The sequence below is a fragment of the Rhodococcus sp. IEGM 1409 genome (genome assembly GCF_030056735.1).
In the GTDB taxonomy this organism is placed as follows: domain Bacteria; phylum Actinomycetota; class Actinomycetes; order Mycobacteriales; family Mycobacteriaceae; genus Rhodococcus_F.
The window spans coordinates 14,559-32,049 of sequence record NZ_JASHKN010000007.1 but is presented as its reverse complement, the minus strand read 5'-3'; the positions used below and the strand labels follow the sequence as shown (position 1 = coordinate 32,049).

Genomic DNA, 17,491 nt, shown 5'->3' with positions numbered 1-17,491 from the left:
GTACCGCTACTGCCGCAGTCGGTGACGGTTATGCCTGCTTTGTTCCCACCCCGTTTCGAGCGAACGGTACGTTCGGCGCCTTAGATCGACTGAACGTGCCGTTCGCTCAAGCAGGGCGGGCACAAACAGGGGTGGTCTGCCCACAGCAGACAGGTGGAGGTCCGGCACCGCCGTGCCGGTAGGAATGGATTCATGACTACCGAAGCGCTCACCGATACCGGCTACCGTGACCTGTTGACAGACAGGCTCTTCCGGCAGCGAACCATTCTGCTCACCGGCGAGGTCGACGACGCCATGGCCGAACGCGTGTGTTCGGAACTGGTACTCCTCGCCACCACCGACCCCAAGCGCGACATCGTGCTCTACATCAATTCACCCGGCGGATCGGTGTTTGCCGGTCTGGCGATCTACGACACCATGAAGCTCATCCCCAATGACGTCGTGACGGTCGCGATGGGCTTCGCGGCCAGCATGGGTCAGGTGCTCCTCTGCTCCGGTACACACGGTAAGCGAATCAGCTTGGCGCACAGCCGCATCATGATGCACCAACCTTCGGCCGGTATTGGTGGTACTGCGGTGGACATCGCGATTCAGGCCGAGAGCCTCGAGCTGATGAAGCGTCAATCGCAGGAAATCCTTGCCGCCGAAACGGGCCGGACCGTCGAAGAGATCGAGACCGACAGCGATCGAGACCGCTGGTTCACCGCGGAGCAGGCGCGCGAATACGGAATCGTCGACCGCGTCGTGACGTCCTTCGCCGAGATCGCACCGCAAGCCACCTTCCCCAAGATCGGATTGTGACGTCATGTCCCAGTACACGATTCCCAATGTCATCGAGCGAACACCAACAGGTGAGCGGTCTTTCGACATCTTCAGCAGGTTACTGAACGAGCGCATCGTTTTTCTCGGCACGGAGATCGACGACGGCGTTGCGAACGTCGTGATGGCTCAGATGCTGCATCTGCAGGCCGACAATCCAGATCGCGAAATCGGTTTGTACATCAACTCTCCCGGCGGTTCCACTACCGCGATGCTCGCGATCTACGACACCATGCAGTTCTTGAAACCCACAATTTCCACGTACTGCATGGGGCAAGCGGCGTCGGCTGCTGCAGTGCTTCTGGCCGCCGGTACTCCCGGCCATCGGCATGTTCTCGCCCATTCCCGGGTGTTGCTGCATCAACCGTCGACGCAGGGCAGCGGCACCATCTCGGACCTCGCGCTTCAAGCAGCCGAGATCCTGAGAATCCGGGAGCAGACCGAGGCGATTTTGAGTAAGCACACCGGTCAGAGTGTCGAGCGACTCCGCAAGGACACCGATCGCGACAGGATCTTCACCGCCGACGACGCGATCTCCTACGGACTGGCAGACACCCTCATCGAAGGGAACTGACTAGGCCGCCATCAGGACGGGACCCGAGATCGGTGCGGGAGAGTGCCCGAAGGTGAGGGAGTTGAGTGCAACGATCCTGTTGCCCGCTCGGAAGAGCAGGTGCTCGAGCGGCATCCCGAGCGCTTCGCAGATTGCGCGCAGAATTTCCGACGACGGTTCCTTCTTGCCCCGTTCGACCTCGGACAGGTACTGCTTCGACATCCCGACCTTTGCGGCGACGTCATCCAAGGTTCGGTCCTGATCGCGTCGAACCTCCCGCAACACTCGTCCGTAAGCTTCACGAATCAGTGGGGGTTTGCGCACGGTAACAGCTGGATCGGGATGTTCGGACCCATCCTTGACCAGGACTAATCTGCGCGGCGCATCCATAGGCCGAGTATTCCAGCCGACCGGTTCGTACACCACCGGGTTCGCCGAGGGCTGATAACCGTCAACTTGTCCGGACACCACCGGCAAGGAACATCGCGCGAAGAACGAAGGTCGCCTCGGGCCCGATGATCTCGCCGACCAGGCGCGTATAGCGGTCGACGAACTCGGGTCCGTGGGAAGCCTCGTCGGAGGCGGGGTCGCCGAGGTGGTGCGCGAGTTCGTGCAGGACAACGAATTCGCGCAGTGCCCACCTACCGTCACGGTCGTCCGGAACGGCGATGACGTCATTCGAATAGTGGGCGGCAGCGTTGCCGGCTCGGGAGCGTACGGACACCGAAACGGTTGCGCGAGGCCAGGTCTCCCGTACCCAGTTCAGCCCGAGTAGCTGATCGCAGTACGTCTGTACCGACTCCACGGAGCCGAATTTGCGCTCGACTGGCAGCGTGATGGTGGAACCCATGACCTCGACGCTCCGGAGTCCGCGCTCGTCGGCGCGATCGAACATGGTGCGTACCAACGTCTCTGCCTCGTAGACCGCGCTGCGCTGCGTATCCCTCATGAGTCGAGTTGCCCGCGCACCCTGCCGATCTCCGGAAGGTTACCCAGACGTGCGGAACGCGCTGCCCGATCACCCGCTCGTCGAGCGTGCGAGGAATGCCCGGCACTCGCGCGGCCACCGCCCCGCCACGTCCCGCGTGCCTGGGAGTTGGACGAGTAGTAGTCCTTGAGCTCGATTTCCTTGTTACGCAGCACGAGTGCGGTTTCCGAAGACGACGCAGCAGATTCTGCGATCGCCGCCTTCTCCGTCTCCTGCTTCGTCTCGGCCAACCGAGCGCCGATGCGGGACGCGTACGCCATCTGGAAGTTCAGGCGCGCCGTCACTCCGGCTACCGGCTTGCGAACCTGTGTGCTGACGCGTCGTCGCCCACGAGTTTCGACGACCGTCCGCACGGACGTTTCGTCGCGGTACGCCCCGGAGCGCACGTACGCGTCGGAGTCACGCACCATCTGGAAGAGCAGGCTCGAGTACAGGGCCTCGCACACGTCGATGTCGCCGGTAAAGCCGTAGGCGTAGATGACGGCCGACGTCTGAGCGATGTCGCATTGCACGTCGTTGGCAGCGGCGATCGCGATGAACAACTGGGCATACGTTCGCAGTCCGCGCTTGCCCGGTTCGCCGATGGTGATGAGCCGTTGAGTGGGCGTCGCACGTTTTTCCGAGGATGCGGTGTGCGCACGCGCGACCGCCAGGTCGATGGCGGAACTGGTGGCCAACCGCTGCGCGGCGGCCATGAAGGCTTCACCTTCGTGTGGATTGTCGGTGGACTCCGCTTGGCGAAGCAGCGCACCGATGCGGGTCAGCATCTTCTCCGAACTCACCGTGAAAGACTACGCTCGCGCGCCGACACGGACGTTTATGCTGCTAGCGCACACGCTCACCCTCAACTTGGATCGTCCGGCACGTTCCTGCCGGTAGAAGGGATCAACCCCGTCATGGCTTCAGTGACTTTCGAGAGCACCACCTGCCTGTTCCCCGGATCGAACACTCCGGCAGTGGACAAGCTCGACCTCGAGATCGAGGACGGCGAGTTCCTCGTCCTCGTCGGACCCTCCGGCTGCGGAAAGTCGACAACCCTGCGCATGCTCGCCGGGCTCGAAGACGTCCACAGCGGACGCATCCTCATCGGCGACCGAGACGTCACCGGTCAGGAGCCGAAAGAGCGCGACATCGCGATGGTCTTCCAGAACTACGCGCTGTACCCGCACATGTCGGTGGCCGAGAACATGGGTTTTGCGCTCAAGCTCGCCGGAACCAACAAGACGGAGATCCGTGCTCGCGTCGAAGAGGTCGCGAAGATGCTCGATCTCGAGCCCTATCTCGATCGCAAGCCCAAAGCGCTGTCCGGTGGTCAGCGTCAGCGAGTGGCGATGGGCCGCGCCATCGTCCGCCAGCCGCAGGTCTTCCTGATGGACGAGCCGCTCTCGAACCTCGACGCGAAACTCCGTGTGCAGACGCGTACGCAGATCGCTCAGCTGCAACGACGCCTCGCGACGACGATGGTTTACGTGACCCACGACCAGGTCGAGGCGATGACGATGGGTGACCGCGTCGCCGTCCTCGAAAAGGGAACCCTGCAGCAGTGCGCCTCGCCGCGCGAGCTCTACAACAAGCCCAAGAACGTCTTTGTCGCCGGCTTCATGGGTTCGCCCGCGATGAACCTCTTCACTCTCCCCGTCGTCGACGGCGGCGTGGCCTTCGGCGACGGAATCGTTCCGGTTCCGCGCGAGACGATGAACGGCGTCGTCGAAACCGAGGTTGTTCTGGGTATTCGCCCTGAGCACCTCGAGATCGCTGCCGAAGGTCTGCAGATGGAGGTCGACGTCGTCGAGGAACTCGGCTCGGACGCCTACGTCTACGGCCGGACCACGATCGGTGGACGGTTGCAGCAGATCGTCTCGCGTGGTGACTGGCGCAATCCGCCGCAGAAGGGCGAGCGCGTCAATCTGCGCGTCGACCCCGAGAAGGTGCACATTTTTGCCACCACCGACGGGCGTCGCCTGGGTTAGGCGGACCTGTCAAACGACACATGACCGATTCAGGTTCGGCGTAATACCCACAAGTACGGGTGTCTCGTGCCACAGTAGGGGCCGACGCCGGGAGCCGGCACCCATGGCGCATGCCGTGAGCCGGCTCTCGGTGACCGTCTATTTGTCATACACATACGGGGAGCGAATCCATGGTTCTGAACTCGAAGGCGATGCGCCGCGCTGCAATTGCAGCCACGGCAGCGTCCATGCTGGTATTGGCGGGCTGCTCGTCCGATTCGGACAAGGACAGCGGAACCAGCACCACGGCCGCATCCGGGGGATCGTCCTCGAGCGAAGGCCGCGGACCCATCACGATCGTCGAGGGGCAGGATGCCCTGAACGAGGCGCTCGAAAACATCATCACCGACTGGAATGCCGAGCATCCGGACGAGAAGGTGACGCTCAAGCCGCTGGCCAAGGAAGCCAACGCGCAGGTCGACGACATCACCCAGCGCATGCAGGCCAAGAGCGACGAGTACGACCTCATCGGTGTCGACGTCGTCAACACCGCCCAGTTTGCCGCAAACGGCTGGCTGCTGCCGCTCGAGGGTGACCTCGCGATCGACGAGTCCGGCCTCCTGCCGTCGACCGTCGCTTCGGGCACATACAACGGCAAGCTCTACGCAGCGCCGAAGAACACCAACGCCGCGTTCCTGTACTACCGCAAGGACCTCGTCGAGAAGGCTCCCACCACGTGGGCCGAGCTCAAGGAAAACTGCCCGAAGGCTGTCGAAGCCGGCATCTCCTGCTACATCGGTCAGTTCAAGAACTACGAGGGCCTGACGGTCAACACCACCGAGATCACCAACGCCTTCGACGGCCCGTGGGTCGGCCCGGACGGACTCACCCCGGCCATCGACGACAAGACGAAGGCAGGCGTTCAGTCGATCGTCGACAACTTCGCCGACAACACCATCCCGCAGGAAGCACTGACCTACTCCGAGGGCGAGTCGCAGACCGCATTCGGCGACGGCAAGGCACTCTTCATGCGCACGTGGTCCGGCTTCTCGGTCGACGGTGAGAAGACCTCGGTTGCCGGCAAGTACGGCTACACCGTTCTTCCGGGTGTCGACGGGCCGGGCGCTTCGACGGTCGGCGGCTACAACGTCGGCATCAGCGCGTACTCCGACGCACCGGCCACCGCTCGTGACTTCCTCGAGTTCATGCAGACCCAGAAGTCGCAGACGTACTTCACCGAGGTCGGCGGCGCGCCCGTCCTCTCGGCTGTCTACGACGACCCGGCAGTGCTCGCTCAGTTCCCGTACTTCGCGACCCTGAAGGAAGCACTCGCTACCGCTCAGCCGCGTCCCGTCACGCCGTACTACACGCAGGTGTCGAAGTCGATCTCCGACAACACCTACGCTGCTATTCGCGGCGAGAAGACCGTCGAGCAGGCTTTGGCGGACACCAAGGCCGGCATCGAAACCGCCGGTAACTGATCTACCAGGAGCAATAAGCAATGGCAGTACCGCAGGATCCTTCCGCGGCTGTGCCTACCAACCCCACGGTCGGGGCCGGTTCAACCGGTCCCGACCGTTCGGGCGTTGGTGGGAGACACCGTGCACCGGAACCGCTAGAAGAGCCGTCGGCATCCGAGGCAGCAGGAATTTCCCTGACCAAGGTTCTGCCTGACCTTGCAGCTACTCCACCCCCACCGACCTCGCCTCCGCCGGCGTCGGCTGACAAGCCGAAGAAGCGTCGACGAGTTCCCGTGTGGGCGTTCGTCGCACCGTCACTGATCGTTCTCGCCGTCATCATTCTGTATCCGCTCGGACGAGCGATCTGGATGTCGATGCACAGCGACGGCAAGAAGCTCGATCCCGAGACCGGCATGTTCGTCACCGGCCAGTTCACGTGGTTCGACAACTACAAGAACTGGATCACCCAGTCCTGCAACACCGCCAACGGCTCGATTCCCTGCCCGCCCGGCACACTCGGATCGCAGTTCTGGCAGTCGATCGGAAATACCTTCGGCTTCACCGTCGTCACCGTCCTACTCGAGACGGTGATCGGTCTGTCGATGGCGCTGATCATGGCCAAGACGTTCCGCGGACGCGGTTTGCTCCGCGCCTCCGTGCTGATTCCCTGGGCCATCCCCACGGCCGTCACCGCGAAGCTCTGGTTCTTCATCTTTGCCAACGACGGCATCGCCAACAAGATTCTCGGCACCAACATCTTGTGGACGGCCGATCCCTGGCCGGCACGATTCGCGATCGTCGTCGCCGACGTCTGGAAGACAGCGCCGTTCATGGCGTTGCTGATCCTCGCGGGTCTGCAGATGATTCCCGCCGACGTCTACGAGGCAGCCAAGGTCGACGGCGCGACGGCGTGGCAGCGTTTCCGCATGATCACGCTCCCGCTGGTCAAGCCCGCACTCATGGTGGCGGTGCTCTTCCGCACGATGGACGCTCTGCGGATGTACGACCTGCCCGCGATCATGATGGGATCCAACCCGGCCACCTCCACCATCTCGGTTCTGGTGGTCGATCAGATGCGCGTCGGCGCCAATTCGGCGTCGGCACTGTCCACCATCACGTTCCTCATCATCTTCGCTGTGGCCTTCATCCTGGTCCGATTCCTCGGAGCCAATGCGGTCAGCACGCAGGAAAAGCAGCGGAAGGGGGAGCCGGTATGAACAAGGCACTACGCGGCAAGATCGGCACCTACATCGGCGTCGTACTGATCATCGTGTGGGGACTCGCTCCCTGCTACTGGATGATCGTGACGGCGCTGCGCGACCCGGCGGACACGTTCTCGACGTCGCTGTGGCCCACAAATCTCACGCTGTCCAACTTCACCGCGGCGCTCGATCCCGACGCCAAGGTGAACTTCACTCGTGCACTGATGAACAGCCTCATCATCGCGGGCGCGACCACGCTGATCGCCTTGGTCATCGGCGTGTTCACGGCGTACGCGCTTTCGCGTTTCGATTTCCGTGGCAAATACTTCGTCACCGGAATCATCCTCGGCGCGTCCATGTTTCCGGTCGTCGCACTTGTGACTCCGCTGTTCCAGTTGTTCACCGACATCGGCTGGATCGGCAGCTACAAAGCGTTGATCATCCCGAACATCTCGTTCGTGCTGCCGCTGACGGTCTACACGCTGACGTCGTTCTTCTCAGAACTTCCGTGGGAACTCGAAGAGGCGGCGCGTATCGACGGCGCCACCCGTGGCCAGGCCTTCCGCCTGATCATGTTGCCGCTCGCTGCGCCGGCACTGTTCACCACCGCGATCCTGGCCTTCATTGCAACGGTCAACGAGTATCTGCTCTCGCTCCAACTCTCGAGTGACAAGACTGCGCCCGTCACCGTGGCGATGGCCAAGTTCTCCGGAACGGACCCATTCGTCACGCCGTACACCTCGATCATGGCCGGCGGCACCCTTGTGATGGTCCCGCTGGTCATCATGGTTCTCATCTTCCAGCGACGCATCATCGCCGGTCTCACCGCAGGCGGCGTCAAGTCGTGATGCGGGCTTCGCGCGCACGGTTCCGATGAGGCGGGCTTCGCGCGCCCAGCGAATGGAGCTGATCGCCGGCTTCATCTCGGTCTTCGCCCTCATGGCGTTGATCGGCGCTGTGGTGGCGATAGTCAAGGGCGACCCCGGCGTGATGCCGTCGTTGGTGCTGCTCGGTTGCGTCGTCGCTCTCGGGCTGGCGTTCCGCGGATATCGGAACGCGGTCCGAGCAGAACGTCGCGAGTAGCCAGCCCGGTAGGGTGACATTTCGGTATCGCAGTTGCCGGGAGTTATCTGATCGAGATATCACCCTGGTGGAATGGTGCCGGTAAGTCCGGATCCACGACCGGGAGTGTTGAGTGAGTCCATCGAACAGATCGAGTGCGACGGGTGGCGATCAGTCGTCGGCTCGGTCGGGCAAGTCGGCTAATTCGCCCCGGTCGAGCAAGTCGGCCATGCCCGTGAAGAAGCAGCGCTCGAAGTGGCTGTATGTCCGCCGGACCATCTACGTCCTCGTGCTCCTGATGGTCATCGTGCCCGCGTCGATTTTTGCTGTCGCGTACAGCCGGACCGATGTCCCGCGGCCCTCTGACATGCAGACCAATCAGGTGTCCACCATTTACATGGCAGACGGCACGACGGTGCTGGGCAAAGTTGTGCCGGCGGAGGGAAACCGGACGGAGGTCGCGTTGTCGGCCATCCCGATTCACGTCCGCGATTCGGTGCTCTCGGCGGAGGATCGCAACTTCTACACCAACCCCGGCTTCTCGATCTCCGGATTTGCTCGCGCTGCTCGCGACAACGTGATGGGCAAGGAAAGCGCCGGCGGTGGCTCGACGATCACGCAGCAATACGTGAAGAACGTCTTGGTGGGCGACAAGCGCAGTATCGACCGAAAGCTGCGTGAGCTTGTCATCTCCGCGAAGATGGCGCGCGAGTGGTCCAAGGACGACATCCTTGCCGCGTATCTCAACACCATCTACTTCGGCCGCGGTGCGTACGGCATCGCCGCGGCGTCCAACGCGTACTTCGACAAGCCGGTCAGTGAGCTGAGCGTCGAGGAAGGCGCAGTTCTGGCCTCTGTCATCCAGAGCCCGTCGTTCCTGGACCCGGAGACCAATCTGTCCGCGCTGCAAGCACGCTGGGACTACGTTCTCAACGGCATGGTCGAACTGGGCAGCCTGACCAAGACGGATCGCGACGCGATGCAGTTCCCTGCCGTCGCCCCCGCCAATCGGCCGACCGATCTGAACCAAGCGCCCGGACCCGAAGGTCACATCAAGACCCAGGTGCTCAAGGAACTGGCCGAGGCCGGTATCAGCGATCAGACGCTGAACACCGCTGGTCTGCAGATCACGACAACCATCGACCCGGTTGCGCAGGAAGCTGCGCTGAACGCGGTCAGGCGGAATCTCGAAGGCGAGCCGGAAGACCTGCGGACCGCCGTTGTGTCGATCGACCCGAAGACCGGTGGCGTCGACGCCTACTACGGCGGGGACGACGGAGCCGGATTCGACTACGCCCAGGCGCCGTTGCAGACCGGTTCCGCGTTCAAGGTCTTCGGCTTGGTCGCGGCGTTGATGGAAGACATTCCGCTGTCCGCACGGTTCGACAGTTCACCGCTCACGATCAACGGTGTGACGATCGGAAACGTCGGCGGCGAGTCCTGTGGCCGCTGCACCATCGCCGAGGCACTCAAGCGCTCGCTGAACACCAGCTTCTACCGGTTGATGCTCTCGATGGAGAACGGCCCCCAGAAGATCGCCGACGCCGCTCACCTGGCCGGGCTACCCGAACGCATTCCCGGACTCGACTACCCGACGCTCACGCAAGAAGGTAGTCCGCCGGAGAACGGAATCGTGCTCGGCCAGTATCAGTCTCGCGTCATCGACATGGCGTCCGCGTATGCGACGCTCGCCAACTCAGGCGTGTACCAGCAGCCGCACTTCATCCAGAAGGTCGTGACGGCCGAAGGTGAAGTCCTGCTCGATCGCCCGGTGTCTCCCGGTGAGCGTCGTCTCGATGCGGCTGTTGCGGACAACATCACGCAGGCGATGCTGCCGATCGCGTCGTACTCGAACGGTCACGCGCTTGCCGGTGGACGCCCGTCTGCCGCCAAGACCGGCACCGCGCAGCTCGGTGACACGGGCCAGAACAAGGATGCGTGGATGGTCGGTTACACGCCGTCGCTGTCTACTGCGGTATGGATCGGAACCTCCGACGCGCAAGCCATTACCAACTCCTACGGCGGCTTGATCTACGGCTCCGGAGTGCCTGCCGATATTTGGAAGAGCACGATGGACGGCGCGTTGAAGGGTTCCGACTGGGAGAGCTTCCCGTGGCCGGACCCGATCGGTGGTCAGGCCGGTGTCCCCGCCAACTCCGGCGTGACCTCAGGTGACGGGACGGGTACGCCCACGACGGGCGCGGCCGCTCCTCCAGCACCCATCGAGGTGCCGGGCCTACCGCCGATCGAAGTGCCGCAGGTTCCCCAGTTGCCGCGTCAGATCGAGATCCTGCCTGGCATCGTCATCCCGCTACCGGGCTGACAAGCAGCGCTCGATTTTCCGGCTCTCAGGCCTGATCGTCGAAGAGGCCGAGTTGCGTCGGCGCCGCGTCCTTGGCGGGAAGCACGACGACGCGCAGTCCGCGCCTGAGGTTGCGGATCGCGTGCGTCCAGGCGCGCTTCTCGCCCGCACACAGGTCGGTGTCGTCGTCCTTGCGCCGAATGGACTCGGTCAACGCCTCGTGCCACGCCGTCTCCTGCTCCTGACTGATCCGCAGGTAGTCGAGAATGGTGTCGCGGTCGTGCTCACAGATCACGGCAACCTCTTCGGCGCTGAGCTCACCCGTTCCGTCGGCGTCGAGTTCGAGGAGGGCCATGAGTGCCGGGGGAAATTCGTGGCACTCGTGTGACTCGTATTCGGCACCGGGATCTTCGTGCTCGGAGGCCATCCCGTCGTTGAGGGCGGTGTCTCCAGTTGCGCGGATGGGTTGCCCGCCCAGTTCTTCGGCGAGTTCGTCCGATGCTTCGGCCAACTCTGCAAACGAGCGCAGAGCCCGCAGCAGGTGCTCGGCGACGAAGGGTGCACCGTCCACGCGGACCACGCCGAGCACACTCTGTTCGACGAGAATGAGCTTGATGGTCGGCCACTGCCGATTGAGCTGTGCAAGAACAACAGCAGCGTTGTCGAGGTTCTCGACCGAATGCACGACCCGCGAGAACACCTCCACGTACTCGTCGTCCTCGAGGACGCGCACATAGGTGACCTGCTCACCGCGGACCAACGGGATGTCGCCGTCGTCGTCACGCTTGGGTGGATGACCGAGGAGGCGTTCGACGGCCCCGTCGACCAGGATCCGCAGCATGTCGCCCGAACCCGAGGGAGCGTGCGACGGCGTCGTGGCGAAGGCCGGCGTCGACTCGCGCCCACTGGTGCTGGCGCGCAGGAACGACGGGTGCGCAATGCTCCACATCTCGCGGAAGACGCGCAGTACCTTCGTCACCAGTTCCTCGGGTTGAGCGCGGTCGACGTCGATGTAGAAGGACATGGACCCGTTGCCCTCGGGTTCGTGCTCGCACAGGTCCGGAGCGTTGAACCCCATGTCGAGCAACGTTGTGTGGTCTTCCGGTTCGAGCATCCGCAGGGGATGCAGAAACCTGTTGGACGGAACTTCGCAGCGCACGGAGGTCTGGTTCCACGCGAAGAACTGGATGCATGCGGGTGCGTCGGCCAGTTCGTCCATGCTGTCGTAATGCGACTCCACCACGAGGGTGTCGTCGTCCTCCATCACGGAGATGTAGCGAGCGAGATGAGTCTCGAAAGTAGTCCAGGCACTCAGGATTTCCAGATCGAAAGTATTGTCCGACATCGTCGCTCCTCTGGTCCGGGGGTGCATGGGGCCCTACCCGACGACTCGCCGAAACCCCTGCTTTTCAAACCGCGCCTACGACGTTAGTCGTGGGGTCCGACAGTGCCGATGTTCATAGGCTCCGACGTGACCGTGTTCCTGGTCAGGGGATTATCTTCCGAGCTTGCAGATTGGCGAAGATGTCCAGGAACATCGCTTCGGTGTCGACGTGGCGGTGGAATCCGAACCGCCGAGCTTTGGATCCGTCAGCGAAAAAGTCGTAGTCCCATCCGAATACGAAGTCACCGAACCCCCAGGACGAGACATCGGAATACGGGGTCCGAGCAAGATGATGTTCCTCGACGAGTTCATCCCACACCGACTCCTTGTCCGCCATTGCGACATCGAGGGACATCGGGAGCGGAGGTGCGACGTCCATGTCGAAGAAGGCTGCGATCTTCGGCCACATTTCCTGCCAGCGGAACAGGTCGCCGTTGTTGATGTTGAATGCCTGATTTGCGCACTCGGGATTGGTAGCGGCCCAGACCGTTGCTTCGGCCAGGAGTCCGGCGTCGGTCATTTCGATCAAGCTGGTGTAGGCGCCGGGTTTGCCGGGGAATCGGAGAGGGACACCCAGCTTCTTCGAGATGGTTGCGTAGACGGCGATGACCATCGCGAGGTTCATCGGGTTTCCCAATGCGAATCCGGAGACCACGGAGGGTCTGATCGCCGACCACGTCCATGCCTTGCCGAGCTGCCTGCGTTCGAGGAACTGCTGTTGGTCGACGTTGAACTCGGGTGGCATGTGCGGTGGATCGCTCTCACGAGCGGGAGTTTTGAACGGTCCGAGATGTGCCCCGTAAACCTTGTAGCCCTGCATCAGGCTGACGTGCTCGAGTCCGCCGGCAACGGGTTCGATTGCGTCGAGAGTGTTGACCAGCATCGCCAGGTTGGGCGGAACGAGCTCGGCCCACGTCGGGCGGTCTTGATAGGCGGCGTAGAAGACGTGGGTGACGGCGTCCAGTCCGCTCAGCGCTGCCGCGGTCTGGGAAGGATCGAGCAGGTCGACTGCGATGTGTTCGACCCGGTCGGTGTCCGTGCCGCCTCGGCGCGAGAGCCCGATGATCTTCCATTCGCCGGTCGACTCGAGGTGATCGATCAAGTTTCCACCGATCACACCTCGGGCTCCGACCACGAGTGCCACTTTGTCGTGCTGCACCATTCCAACCTCCCATTGGCATATCGCGATGTTGCGATATGAGAAGTGAACCACATATATCGGGATTTCGCGATCTAGCGGTATGCTCACGCACATGGAAGACGCAACAACCGAGTGGGAAACGGCGTTCAAGGCGCTGGCCAACCCGATGCGTGTGCAAATCCTGCAGTGGTTGAAAGACCCGGGAAGCTTTCCCCCTCAGCTCGAGCCTGCCGAGGAGGTCGGAGTGTGCCTCAAGCACATTCAGGCGCGGGCGAAGGTATCGCAATCGACTGCGTCTCAGTACATGGCCGCACTCCAGGCTGCGGATCTGGTGACCACCACACGAATCGGCCAGTGGAGGCACTACAAACGAAACGAGCAACAGATCGAGAAGCTTGCTGCATTCATCAGGCAGGGTTTGTAGATACCATCACCTGACCGATCCCTCCAGGGCTGCAGACGTTGTGGCAAAACCTCACATCGCCGGAGCCGTCGGTATGTGCACTGTGGTCGTTTCTCGACTCACTCGCTGTCTTTACGCTCGGCAGAGGAGTCTGGCGAGGAAAGGCGTGCGATGAGTCGTGAGAGCTGGGTGGGCCGCGATGCTCGATCCATCGCCGAGTCCGTGCAGTCGGGTCAGGTGTCGGCGCGGACCGTCGTCGAACACCATCTCGCACGGGTCGACGAATGCAACGGCGAACTCAACGCACTGGTCACCGTGTGCACCGAGGAGGCTCGCGCGGCCTCGGACGCCCTGGACGAGCGACGCCTTCTCGGCGAGACGATCGGCCCCCTTGCCGGGGTTCCGTTCACGGTCAAGGACCTGATCGCCACTGCCGGCGTGCGCACCACTGCGGGTTCTCGCACTCTTGCGGACAACGTCCCGACCGTCGACGCCCCGGCCGTTGCGGCGTTCAAGGCTGCCGGCGCAATTCTGATCGGCAAGACCAACACCCCGGAATTCGGCGCGTGCGGCCTGACTCGAAACGAACTGTTCGGAACCACGGCCAGTCCGGTGCGACCGGACGGCGTCGTCCGGTCCCCCGGTGGATCGAGTGGCGGCGAGTCCGCGTCGGTTGCTGCCGGAATGAGCGTGCTCGGACTCGGTACGGATTTTGGTGGTTCGGTGCGTTGGCCCGCCCACTGCACCGGGCTCACTTCGGTTCGCCCGACGCTCGGACGTGTCGATCCGGAAGGTCAGTATCCAGGCGTGCTTTCGGATGGGCGGTTGCTCGCCAACCCCACAACGATGCACGGCACGATCCAGACCATCGGCCCACTGGCCCGCAACCTCGGTGATGCGGCGCTTGCGCTGCGCGTTCTGTCGATGCCGCATCTCGCGTGGACCGAGCCTGCCTCGGTCGACGTCGACGACCTCGACATCCGCTGGGCGCCCGGCGAGGGAACCATGCCCGTCGACGAAAAAATCCTGGCGGCGGTTCGGACGGCGGCGATCAGTCTGGACGCGAGCGAGTACGACGGTCTGGCCCTGTCGCGGGCTAACACGCTTTTCGGTGCGTTGCGATCGGTCGAGACTCACGCGGACATTCATTCTCTCGCCGAAGGTTCAGCGCATTCTTTCGACGCGGACATCACCGCCATGCTTGCGGCAGTGCATGATCGGAGTTCCGCCGAAGTGGAAGCGCTCTGGGCGGATCGTGCGGTGTTGATCAGCGAATTCCTCGGCGAGATGGGCGACGTCCTGATTCTGCCGGTTGCGTCGGTGCTCGCTCCGACGCTCGGTGTGGAGAGCTTCGAGGTGGGTGGTCGCGAACTCACATGGATGGATGCGCTCGCGAGTTGCCGGGCGATCAGTGTGCTCGGTCTGCCGTCGGTGGTGGTTCCGATAGGGCTCTCCCGCAACGGTTTACCGATCGGGGTGCAGGTGGTGGCGCGGCCGTTCCGCGAGCATGTTGCGCTGTCCGTGGCGGCGCGAATCACGTCGAACGCGCAGGCCTTAGTCTGACTTCCATCTTTCGGTTTCGGCTGCGAAACGTGCTGCGTACGAGTCGGCGAGATCGTGAAGCGTGGTGACGCAGTCGCCGTAGTACGTCGGTGCGTGCATGGTGGCCAGAATCCGCGGCTCGAGGTCGGCCAGGGCACGGATCGTGGGTTCGAGATCCGGGGTGAGGCAGGTGGCGTGGCCCAAGTCCTCGGCTTCCAAAGCGGGACCGACGATTTCGTGCTCGGTGGTCGCCGGGTGGTGCCCGAATGCGGTGAAGAGATCTCCGCAGAACAGCGTGGACGTAGTCTCCTCGAACATCAGGCCCGCGTCCCAACCGTGCGGGACGTGCGGGGTGTCGATGTGGCGAACTCGGCGGCTCCCGGTTTCGAGTACATCGCCGTCCTGCAAGGGAAGCGGCGCGCGATCGGCCAGGTCGTTGACCTGAACGAAGCACCCCATCGCGCCGTGGGCCACTTGCGCTTCGGGGGCTGCCGCAAGCCAGGAGTTCATGGATCCGCACTCGTCGGCCTCGACGTGACCGAACGTGATCCATTTCAGGCGGTCGATGTCGATCAACGTCGAGAGTGCGTCGGAAGCCGAGGTGAACAACGCTCTCTGCCCGGTGTGGAAGAGCAGAGGTTCCTCGCCGTCGACGACAAACTGGTTCATCGTGAGGTTCGCTTCGGCCACAAACGTCGACAGTCGATAGATGTCCGGCGCGATTTCGGTGATCGTGGTGGTCATCGCTGTGCTCCGATCAGGGCTGTAGTACTCGTCAAGCTGTCCTCTCCAGCCTTCTCGCCGCCCCGCGCCTGCACAAGGTTCTGGACATGCTCACGGCTCTGCAATAGTTGAGGACGTGTTCGTACTACTACTGACAGGCCCGCCTGGCGCGGGGAAGAGTTCCGTGCTGACCGCACTTCACGATCGACTCGGTGAGGCCGGCGTGAGCAACGCGATGATCGAGGTGGACGAACTCGAGTGCTGCTACCCGCCGCTGGGGACCGAACGGGCAATCGCACACGTCGGGATGCTGTGTGCGTCGTACCGGGAAGCGGGGTACGAACTCCTGTTCCTCACAGCGACCGTCGAAGACGACGACTACGGGCGCGCCCTGCTGGCCGGGACCGGCGCCGAGGGGCACCTGCTGGCACGCCTCGAGGCTGATCAGGATACGTTGCGCACCAGAATCATCGAGCGTGAACCGGCGGGCTGGGCCGGGTTGGACGAATTGGTGGAGGCGTCACAACTGCTGGCCGGTTCGATGCCGTCGCTCGGCGGGGTCGACGTGGTTCTCAGCACCGAAGGGCGCGATCCTGAAAGTGTCGCCGACGACTTGGAAGCCGCTCTGCGGGAACGCTGTCCAGCGCTACTGCTCAGTGCTCAGGGCAGTGACCACTGAAGCGAACATCGTCGACTTGATGGCACCCAGTGTGCCCGGGTTCTTCGGGCCGATCGGTGCAACCAATTCGATCGCCTTGGTAGTCAGGGCGTCGACGGGTGCGGTGAAGTCCACCAAACCGGCTGCGAATGCGTCACTTCCGCCGTATCGCCTACCCGTGGTCATGGCGACGATCGCCGCTGCCGGGCTGAGTTTGGCCTGGATGAGAGCTGCCATTCCTTCGGTGAAAGGGATGTTGATGTCCACCTCCGGGAAACAGTAGTAGCCGCGATCATCGCGCATGACGCGGTAATCGTGCGCGATACCGAGCATTGCGCCCGCTCCGAAGGCGTGGCCGTTGATCGCAGCGACGGTGGGCATGGGGAACGTCAGTATTCGAGCGAACAGCGACTGCACTTGCTGCACATACCAATTTGCCTTGTCGCTGTTCGCGCCCAGCCAGTCGAGGTCGAGTCCGTTGGAGTAGAACTTGCCTGTCGCCGTGGTGACCAGGGCATGCACGCCTTCGCTCAGAGCCTGGTCGAGCAGCTTGTCGACGGAATCGAGCCAATCCGGGGAGAAACGATTTTCGTCCTCGCCGAGATCGAGAACGGCGATCTTGTCTTCGAAGCGAAGAGTTGCGGTCATGATTGGCCTTTCCTGTTGCGGGACTTGGGGAGTGGTGGGTCAAGATGTAGAACCGCTCGAACGGCGGCATCCAACCGCGCGCGTGCTGCTGCGTCGGGGGCTCGCCAACCGTCGGCGCGTTTGGCCGGGTGAATGAGCAGTCCGGTAGGCAGGCCGACAACGCAGGCCTCGATTGCCTCGACGGCTCGGCCGTCTTTGCGGCCCCAGAGCGCGGTCGACAACCGGATGAACAACTCGACCAGAGACCGGTCGAGTTGTGTGAGTTGCTCGGTGATGTCGGCAGGGACGTCGGTGCCGAGCAGTTCGTCGCGCTGGATCGTCAGCAGCAGCAACGCGGATTGTGGGTAGTCGAGAGCGAAGACAGCGGGAACTTCGGCTGCTGCGACGACGGCGGAAACCGCCGAAGTTGGCGACGGGTCGGCGAGTGCGCCGTCCACTCTCGATTGCTGAAGCGCGAGAAATCGCTGCGCGGCACGCAGCCACGCGCTACCGACCAGTCCACTGCGAGAGCCGAATGCGTGGTAGATCGCTCCGTTGGACACACCGGTGGATTCGGAGACAGCCCGGACGGTGACAGCACTCGGCCCGGCAGTGGCGGCAAGTTTTTCGGCAGCGTCGAGCAGCGTGTCGAGGTCGTGAACGCGTGGCCGAGGCATG

19 protein-coding genes are annotated in these 17,491 nt (G+C 63.0%); 11 read left to right on the top strand and 8 right to left on the bottom strand.

Features of this window, described 5'->3' with window-relative positions; genetic code table 11:
• The first annotated feature begins 192 nt into the window (after window positions 1-192).
• Together QM716_RS18660 and QM716_RS18655 are read left to right on the top strand one after the other, a co-directional pair.
• Window positions 193-801 (top strand): ClpP family protease, encoded by a 609-nt coding sequence (locus QM716_RS18660; protein ID WP_283305532.1) that lies wholly within the window; start codon window positions 193-195, stop codon window positions 799-801.
• A gap of 4 nt (window positions 802-805) precedes the next feature.
• Window positions 806-1,393: an ATP-dependent Clp protease proteolytic subunit gene (locus tag QM716_RS18655; RefSeq protein WP_283305530.1), complete on the top strand. Its 588-nt coding sequence runs from the start codon at window positions 806-808 to the stop codon at window positions 1,391-1,393.
• On the opposite strand, the gene QM716_RS18650 is transcribed toward QM716_RS18655, so the two are convergent.
• The 3 genes from QM716_RS18650 to QM716_RS18640 all read right to left on the bottom strand — a co-directional run bounded on the left by QM716_RS18650 (window position 1,394) and on the right by QM716_RS18640 (window position 3,142).
• On the bottom strand, window positions 1,394-1,762 hold the full coding sequence (locus QM716_RS18650; protein ID WP_283305529.1) for a helix-turn-helix domain-containing protein: 369 nt from the start codon (window positions 1,760-1,762) through the stop codon (window positions 1,394-1,396).
• Between the two features lie 61 nt (window positions 1,763-1,823).
• Window positions 1,824-2,321, bottom strand: a complete 498-nt coding sequence (locus tag QM716_RS18645) for a TIGR04338 family metallohydrolase (RefSeq protein WP_283305528.1) — start codon at window positions 2,319-2,321, stop codon at window positions 1,824-1,826.
• Window positions 2,318-3,142, bottom strand: a complete 825-nt coding sequence (locus tag QM716_RS18640) for a DUF2786 domain-containing protein (protein WP_283305527.1) — start codon at window positions 3,140-3,142, stop codon at window positions 2,318-2,320. Before QM716_RS18640 ends, QM716_RS18645 begins: the two co-directional genes overlap by 4 nt.
• Window positions 3,143-3,256: 114 nt before the next feature.
• Here QM716_RS18640 and QM716_RS18635 point away from each other — a divergent pair, with 114 nt between their 5' ends.
• From QM716_RS18635 to QM716_RS18610, 6 genes are all read left to right on the top strand, one after another.
• Window positions 3,257-4,330, top strand: a complete 1,074-nt coding sequence (locus QM716_RS18635; RefSeq protein ID WP_283305525.1) for an ABC transporter ATP-binding protein — start codon at window positions 3,257-3,259, stop codon at window positions 4,328-4,330.
• Window positions 4,331-4,500: 170 nt separating this feature from the next.
• A complete protein-coding gene (locus QM716_RS18630) occupies window positions 4,501-5,790 on the top strand; it encodes an ABC transporter substrate-binding protein (RefSeq protein WP_283305524.1) in 1,290 nt (429 codons plus the stop codon).
• Between the two features lie 20 nt (window positions 5,791-5,810).
• The gene (locus tag QM716_RS18625; RefSeq protein WP_283305523.1) at window positions 5,811-6,986 is read left to right on the top strand and encodes a carbohydrate ABC transporter permease; all 1,176 of its coding nucleotides are present in this window, start codon (window positions 5,811-5,813) and stop codon (window positions 6,984-6,986) included.
• Window positions 6,983-7,819, top strand: a complete 837-nt coding sequence (locus QM716_RS18620; RefSeq protein ID WP_003946046.1) for a carbohydrate ABC transporter permease — start codon at window positions 6,983-6,985, stop codon at window positions 7,817-7,819. The genes QM716_RS18625 and QM716_RS18620 overlap by 4 nt, the downstream gene beginning before the upstream one ends.
• A 25-nt stretch (window positions 7,820-7,844) precedes the next feature.
• On the top strand, window positions 7,845-8,054 hold the full coding sequence (locus QM716_RS18615; RefSeq protein WP_019746112.1) for a hypothetical protein: 210 nt from the start codon (window positions 7,845-7,847) through the stop codon (window positions 8,052-8,054).
• 208 nt (window positions 8,055-8,262) lie between these two features.
• The gene (locus tag QM716_RS18610; protein ID WP_283305521.1) at window positions 8,263-10,356 is read left to right on the top strand and encodes a transglycosylase domain-containing protein; all 2,094 of its coding nucleotides are present in this window, start codon (window positions 8,263-8,265) and stop codon (window positions 10,354-10,356) included.
• Between the two features lie 25 nt (window positions 10,357-10,381).
• Here the strand turns inward: QM716_RS18610 and QM716_RS18605 are convergent, their stop codons facing one another.
• Both QM716_RS18605 and QM716_RS18600 read right to left on the bottom strand, forming a co-directional pair.
• On the bottom strand, window positions 10,382-11,680 hold the full coding sequence (locus tag QM716_RS18605) for a T3SS (YopN, CesT) and YbjN peptide-binding chaperone 1 (protein ID WP_283305520.1): 1,299 nt from the start codon (window positions 11,678-11,680) through the stop codon (window positions 10,382-10,384).
• A gap of 142 nt (window positions 11,681-11,822) precedes the next feature.
• Complete coding sequence (locus QM716_RS18600; protein WP_283305519.1) at window positions 11,823-12,881, bottom strand: SDR family oxidoreductase; 1,059 nt, start codon at window positions 12,879-12,881, stop codon at window positions 11,823-11,825.
• A 91-nt stretch (window positions 12,882-12,972) separates the two neighbouring features.
• Here QM716_RS18600 and QM716_RS18595 point away from each other — a divergent pair, with 91 nt between their 5' ends.
• Window positions 12,973-13,284: an ArsR/SmtB family transcription factor gene (locus QM716_RS18595; RefSeq protein ID WP_007735219.1), complete on the top strand. Its 312-nt coding sequence runs from the start codon at window positions 12,973-12,975 to the stop codon at window positions 13,282-13,284.
• Window positions 13,285-13,434: 150 nt separating this feature from the next.
• The gene (locus QM716_RS18590; protein WP_283305518.1) at window positions 13,435-14,826 is read left to right on the top strand and encodes an amidase; all 1,392 of its coding nucleotides are present in this window, start codon (window positions 13,435-13,437) and stop codon (window positions 14,824-14,826) included.
• On the opposite strand, the gene QM716_RS18585 is transcribed toward QM716_RS18590, so the two are convergent.
• Window positions 14,818-15,549, bottom strand: coding sequence for an oxygen-binding di-iron domain-containing protein (locus QM716_RS18585; RefSeq protein WP_283305516.1), 732 nt, complete (start codon window positions 15,547-15,549; stop codon window positions 14,818-14,820). The genes QM716_RS18590 and QM716_RS18585 overlap by 9 nt on opposite strands.
• 115 nt (window positions 15,550-15,664) lie before the next feature.
• Here QM716_RS18585 and QM716_RS18580 point away from each other — a divergent pair, with 115 nt between their 5' ends.
• Window positions 15,665-16,207 (top strand): ATP-binding protein, encoded by a 543-nt coding sequence (locus QM716_RS18580; protein WP_283305515.1) that lies wholly within the window; start codon window positions 15,665-15,667, stop codon window positions 16,205-16,207.
• Here the strand turns inward: QM716_RS18580 and QM716_RS18575 are convergent.
• Both QM716_RS18575 and QM716_RS18570 read right to left on the bottom strand, forming a co-directional pair.
• Window positions 16,175-16,834, bottom strand: coding sequence for an enoyl-CoA hydratase-related protein (locus QM716_RS18575; RefSeq protein ID WP_283305514.1), 660 nt, complete (start codon window positions 16,832-16,834; stop codon window positions 16,175-16,177). The two genes, QM716_RS18580 and QM716_RS18575, sit on opposite strands and share 33 nt — an antisense overlap.
• Window positions 16,831-17,490, bottom strand: a complete 660-nt coding sequence (locus tag QM716_RS18570) for a TetR/AcrR family transcriptional regulator (protein ID WP_283305513.1) — start codon at window positions 17,488-17,490, stop codon at window positions 16,831-16,833. The genes QM716_RS18575 and QM716_RS18570 overlap by 4 nt, the downstream gene beginning before the upstream one ends.
• Window position 17,491 lies beyond the last annotated feature (1 nt).

Bases quoted from the DNA above. Each gene is read 5' to 3' on its own strand.
- QM716_RS18660 (WP_283305532.1), top strand. From the start codon at position 193: ATGACTACCGAAGCGCTCACCGATACCGGCTACCGTGACCTGTTGACA.
- QM716_RS18655 (WP_283305530.1), top strand. From the start codon at position 806: ATGTCCCAGTACACGATTCCCAATGTCATCGAGCGAACACCAACAGGT.
- QM716_RS18650 (WP_283305529.1), bottom strand. From the start codon at position 1,762: ATGGATGCGCCGCGCAGATTAGTCCTGGTCAAGGATGGGTCCGAACAT.
- QM716_RS18645 (WP_283305528.1), bottom strand. From the start codon at position 2,321: ATGAGGGATACGCAGCGCAGCGCGGTCTACGAGGCAGAGACGTTGGTA.
- QM716_RS18635 (WP_283305525.1), top strand. From the start codon at position 3,257: ATGGCTTCAGTGACTTTCGAGAGCACCACCTGCCTGTTCCCCGGATCG.
- QM716_RS18630 (WP_283305524.1), top strand. From the start codon at position 4,501: ATGGTTCTGAACTCGAAGGCGATGCGCCGCGCTGCAATTGCAGCCACG.
- QM716_RS18625 (WP_283305523.1), top strand. From the start codon at position 5,811: ATGGCAGTACCGCAGGATCCTTCCGCGGCTGTGCCTACCAACCCCACG.
- QM716_RS18620 (WP_003946046.1), top strand. From the start codon at position 6,983: ATGAACAAGGCACTACGCGGCAAGATCGGCACCTACATCGGCGTCGTA.
- QM716_RS18615 (WP_019746112.1), top strand. From the start codon at position 7,845: ATGAGGCGGGCTTCGCGCGCCCAGCGAATGGAGCTGATCGCCGGCTTC.
- QM716_RS18610 (WP_283305521.1), top strand. From the start codon at position 8,263: ATGCCCGTGAAGAAGCAGCGCTCGAAGTGGCTGTATGTCCGCCGGACC.
- QM716_RS18605 (WP_283305520.1), bottom strand. From the start codon at position 11,680: ATGTCGGACAATACTTTCGATCTGGAAATCCTGAGTGCCTGGACTACT.
- QM716_RS18600 (WP_283305519.1), bottom strand. From the start codon at position 12,881: ATGGTGCAGCACGACAAAGTGGCACTCGTGGTCGGAGCCCGAGGTGTG.
- QM716_RS18595 (WP_007735219.1), top strand. From the start codon at position 12,973: ATGGAAGACGCAACAACCGAGTGGGAAACGGCGTTCAAGGCGCTGGCC.
- QM716_RS18590 (WP_283305518.1), top strand. From the start codon at position 13,435: ATGAGTCGTGAGAGCTGGGTGGGCCGCGATGCTCGATCCATCGCCGAG.
- QM716_RS18585 (WP_283305516.1), bottom strand. From the start codon at position 15,549: ATGACCACCACGATCACCGAAATCGCGCCGGACATCTATCGACTGTCG.
- QM716_RS18575 (WP_283305514.1), bottom strand. From the start codon at position 16,834: ATGACCGCAACTCTTCGCTTCGAAGACAAGATCGCCGTTCTCGATCTC.
- QM716_RS18570 (WP_283305513.1), bottom strand. From the start codon at position 17,490: ATGCCTCGGCCACGCGTTCACGACCTCGACACGCTGCTCGACGCTGCC.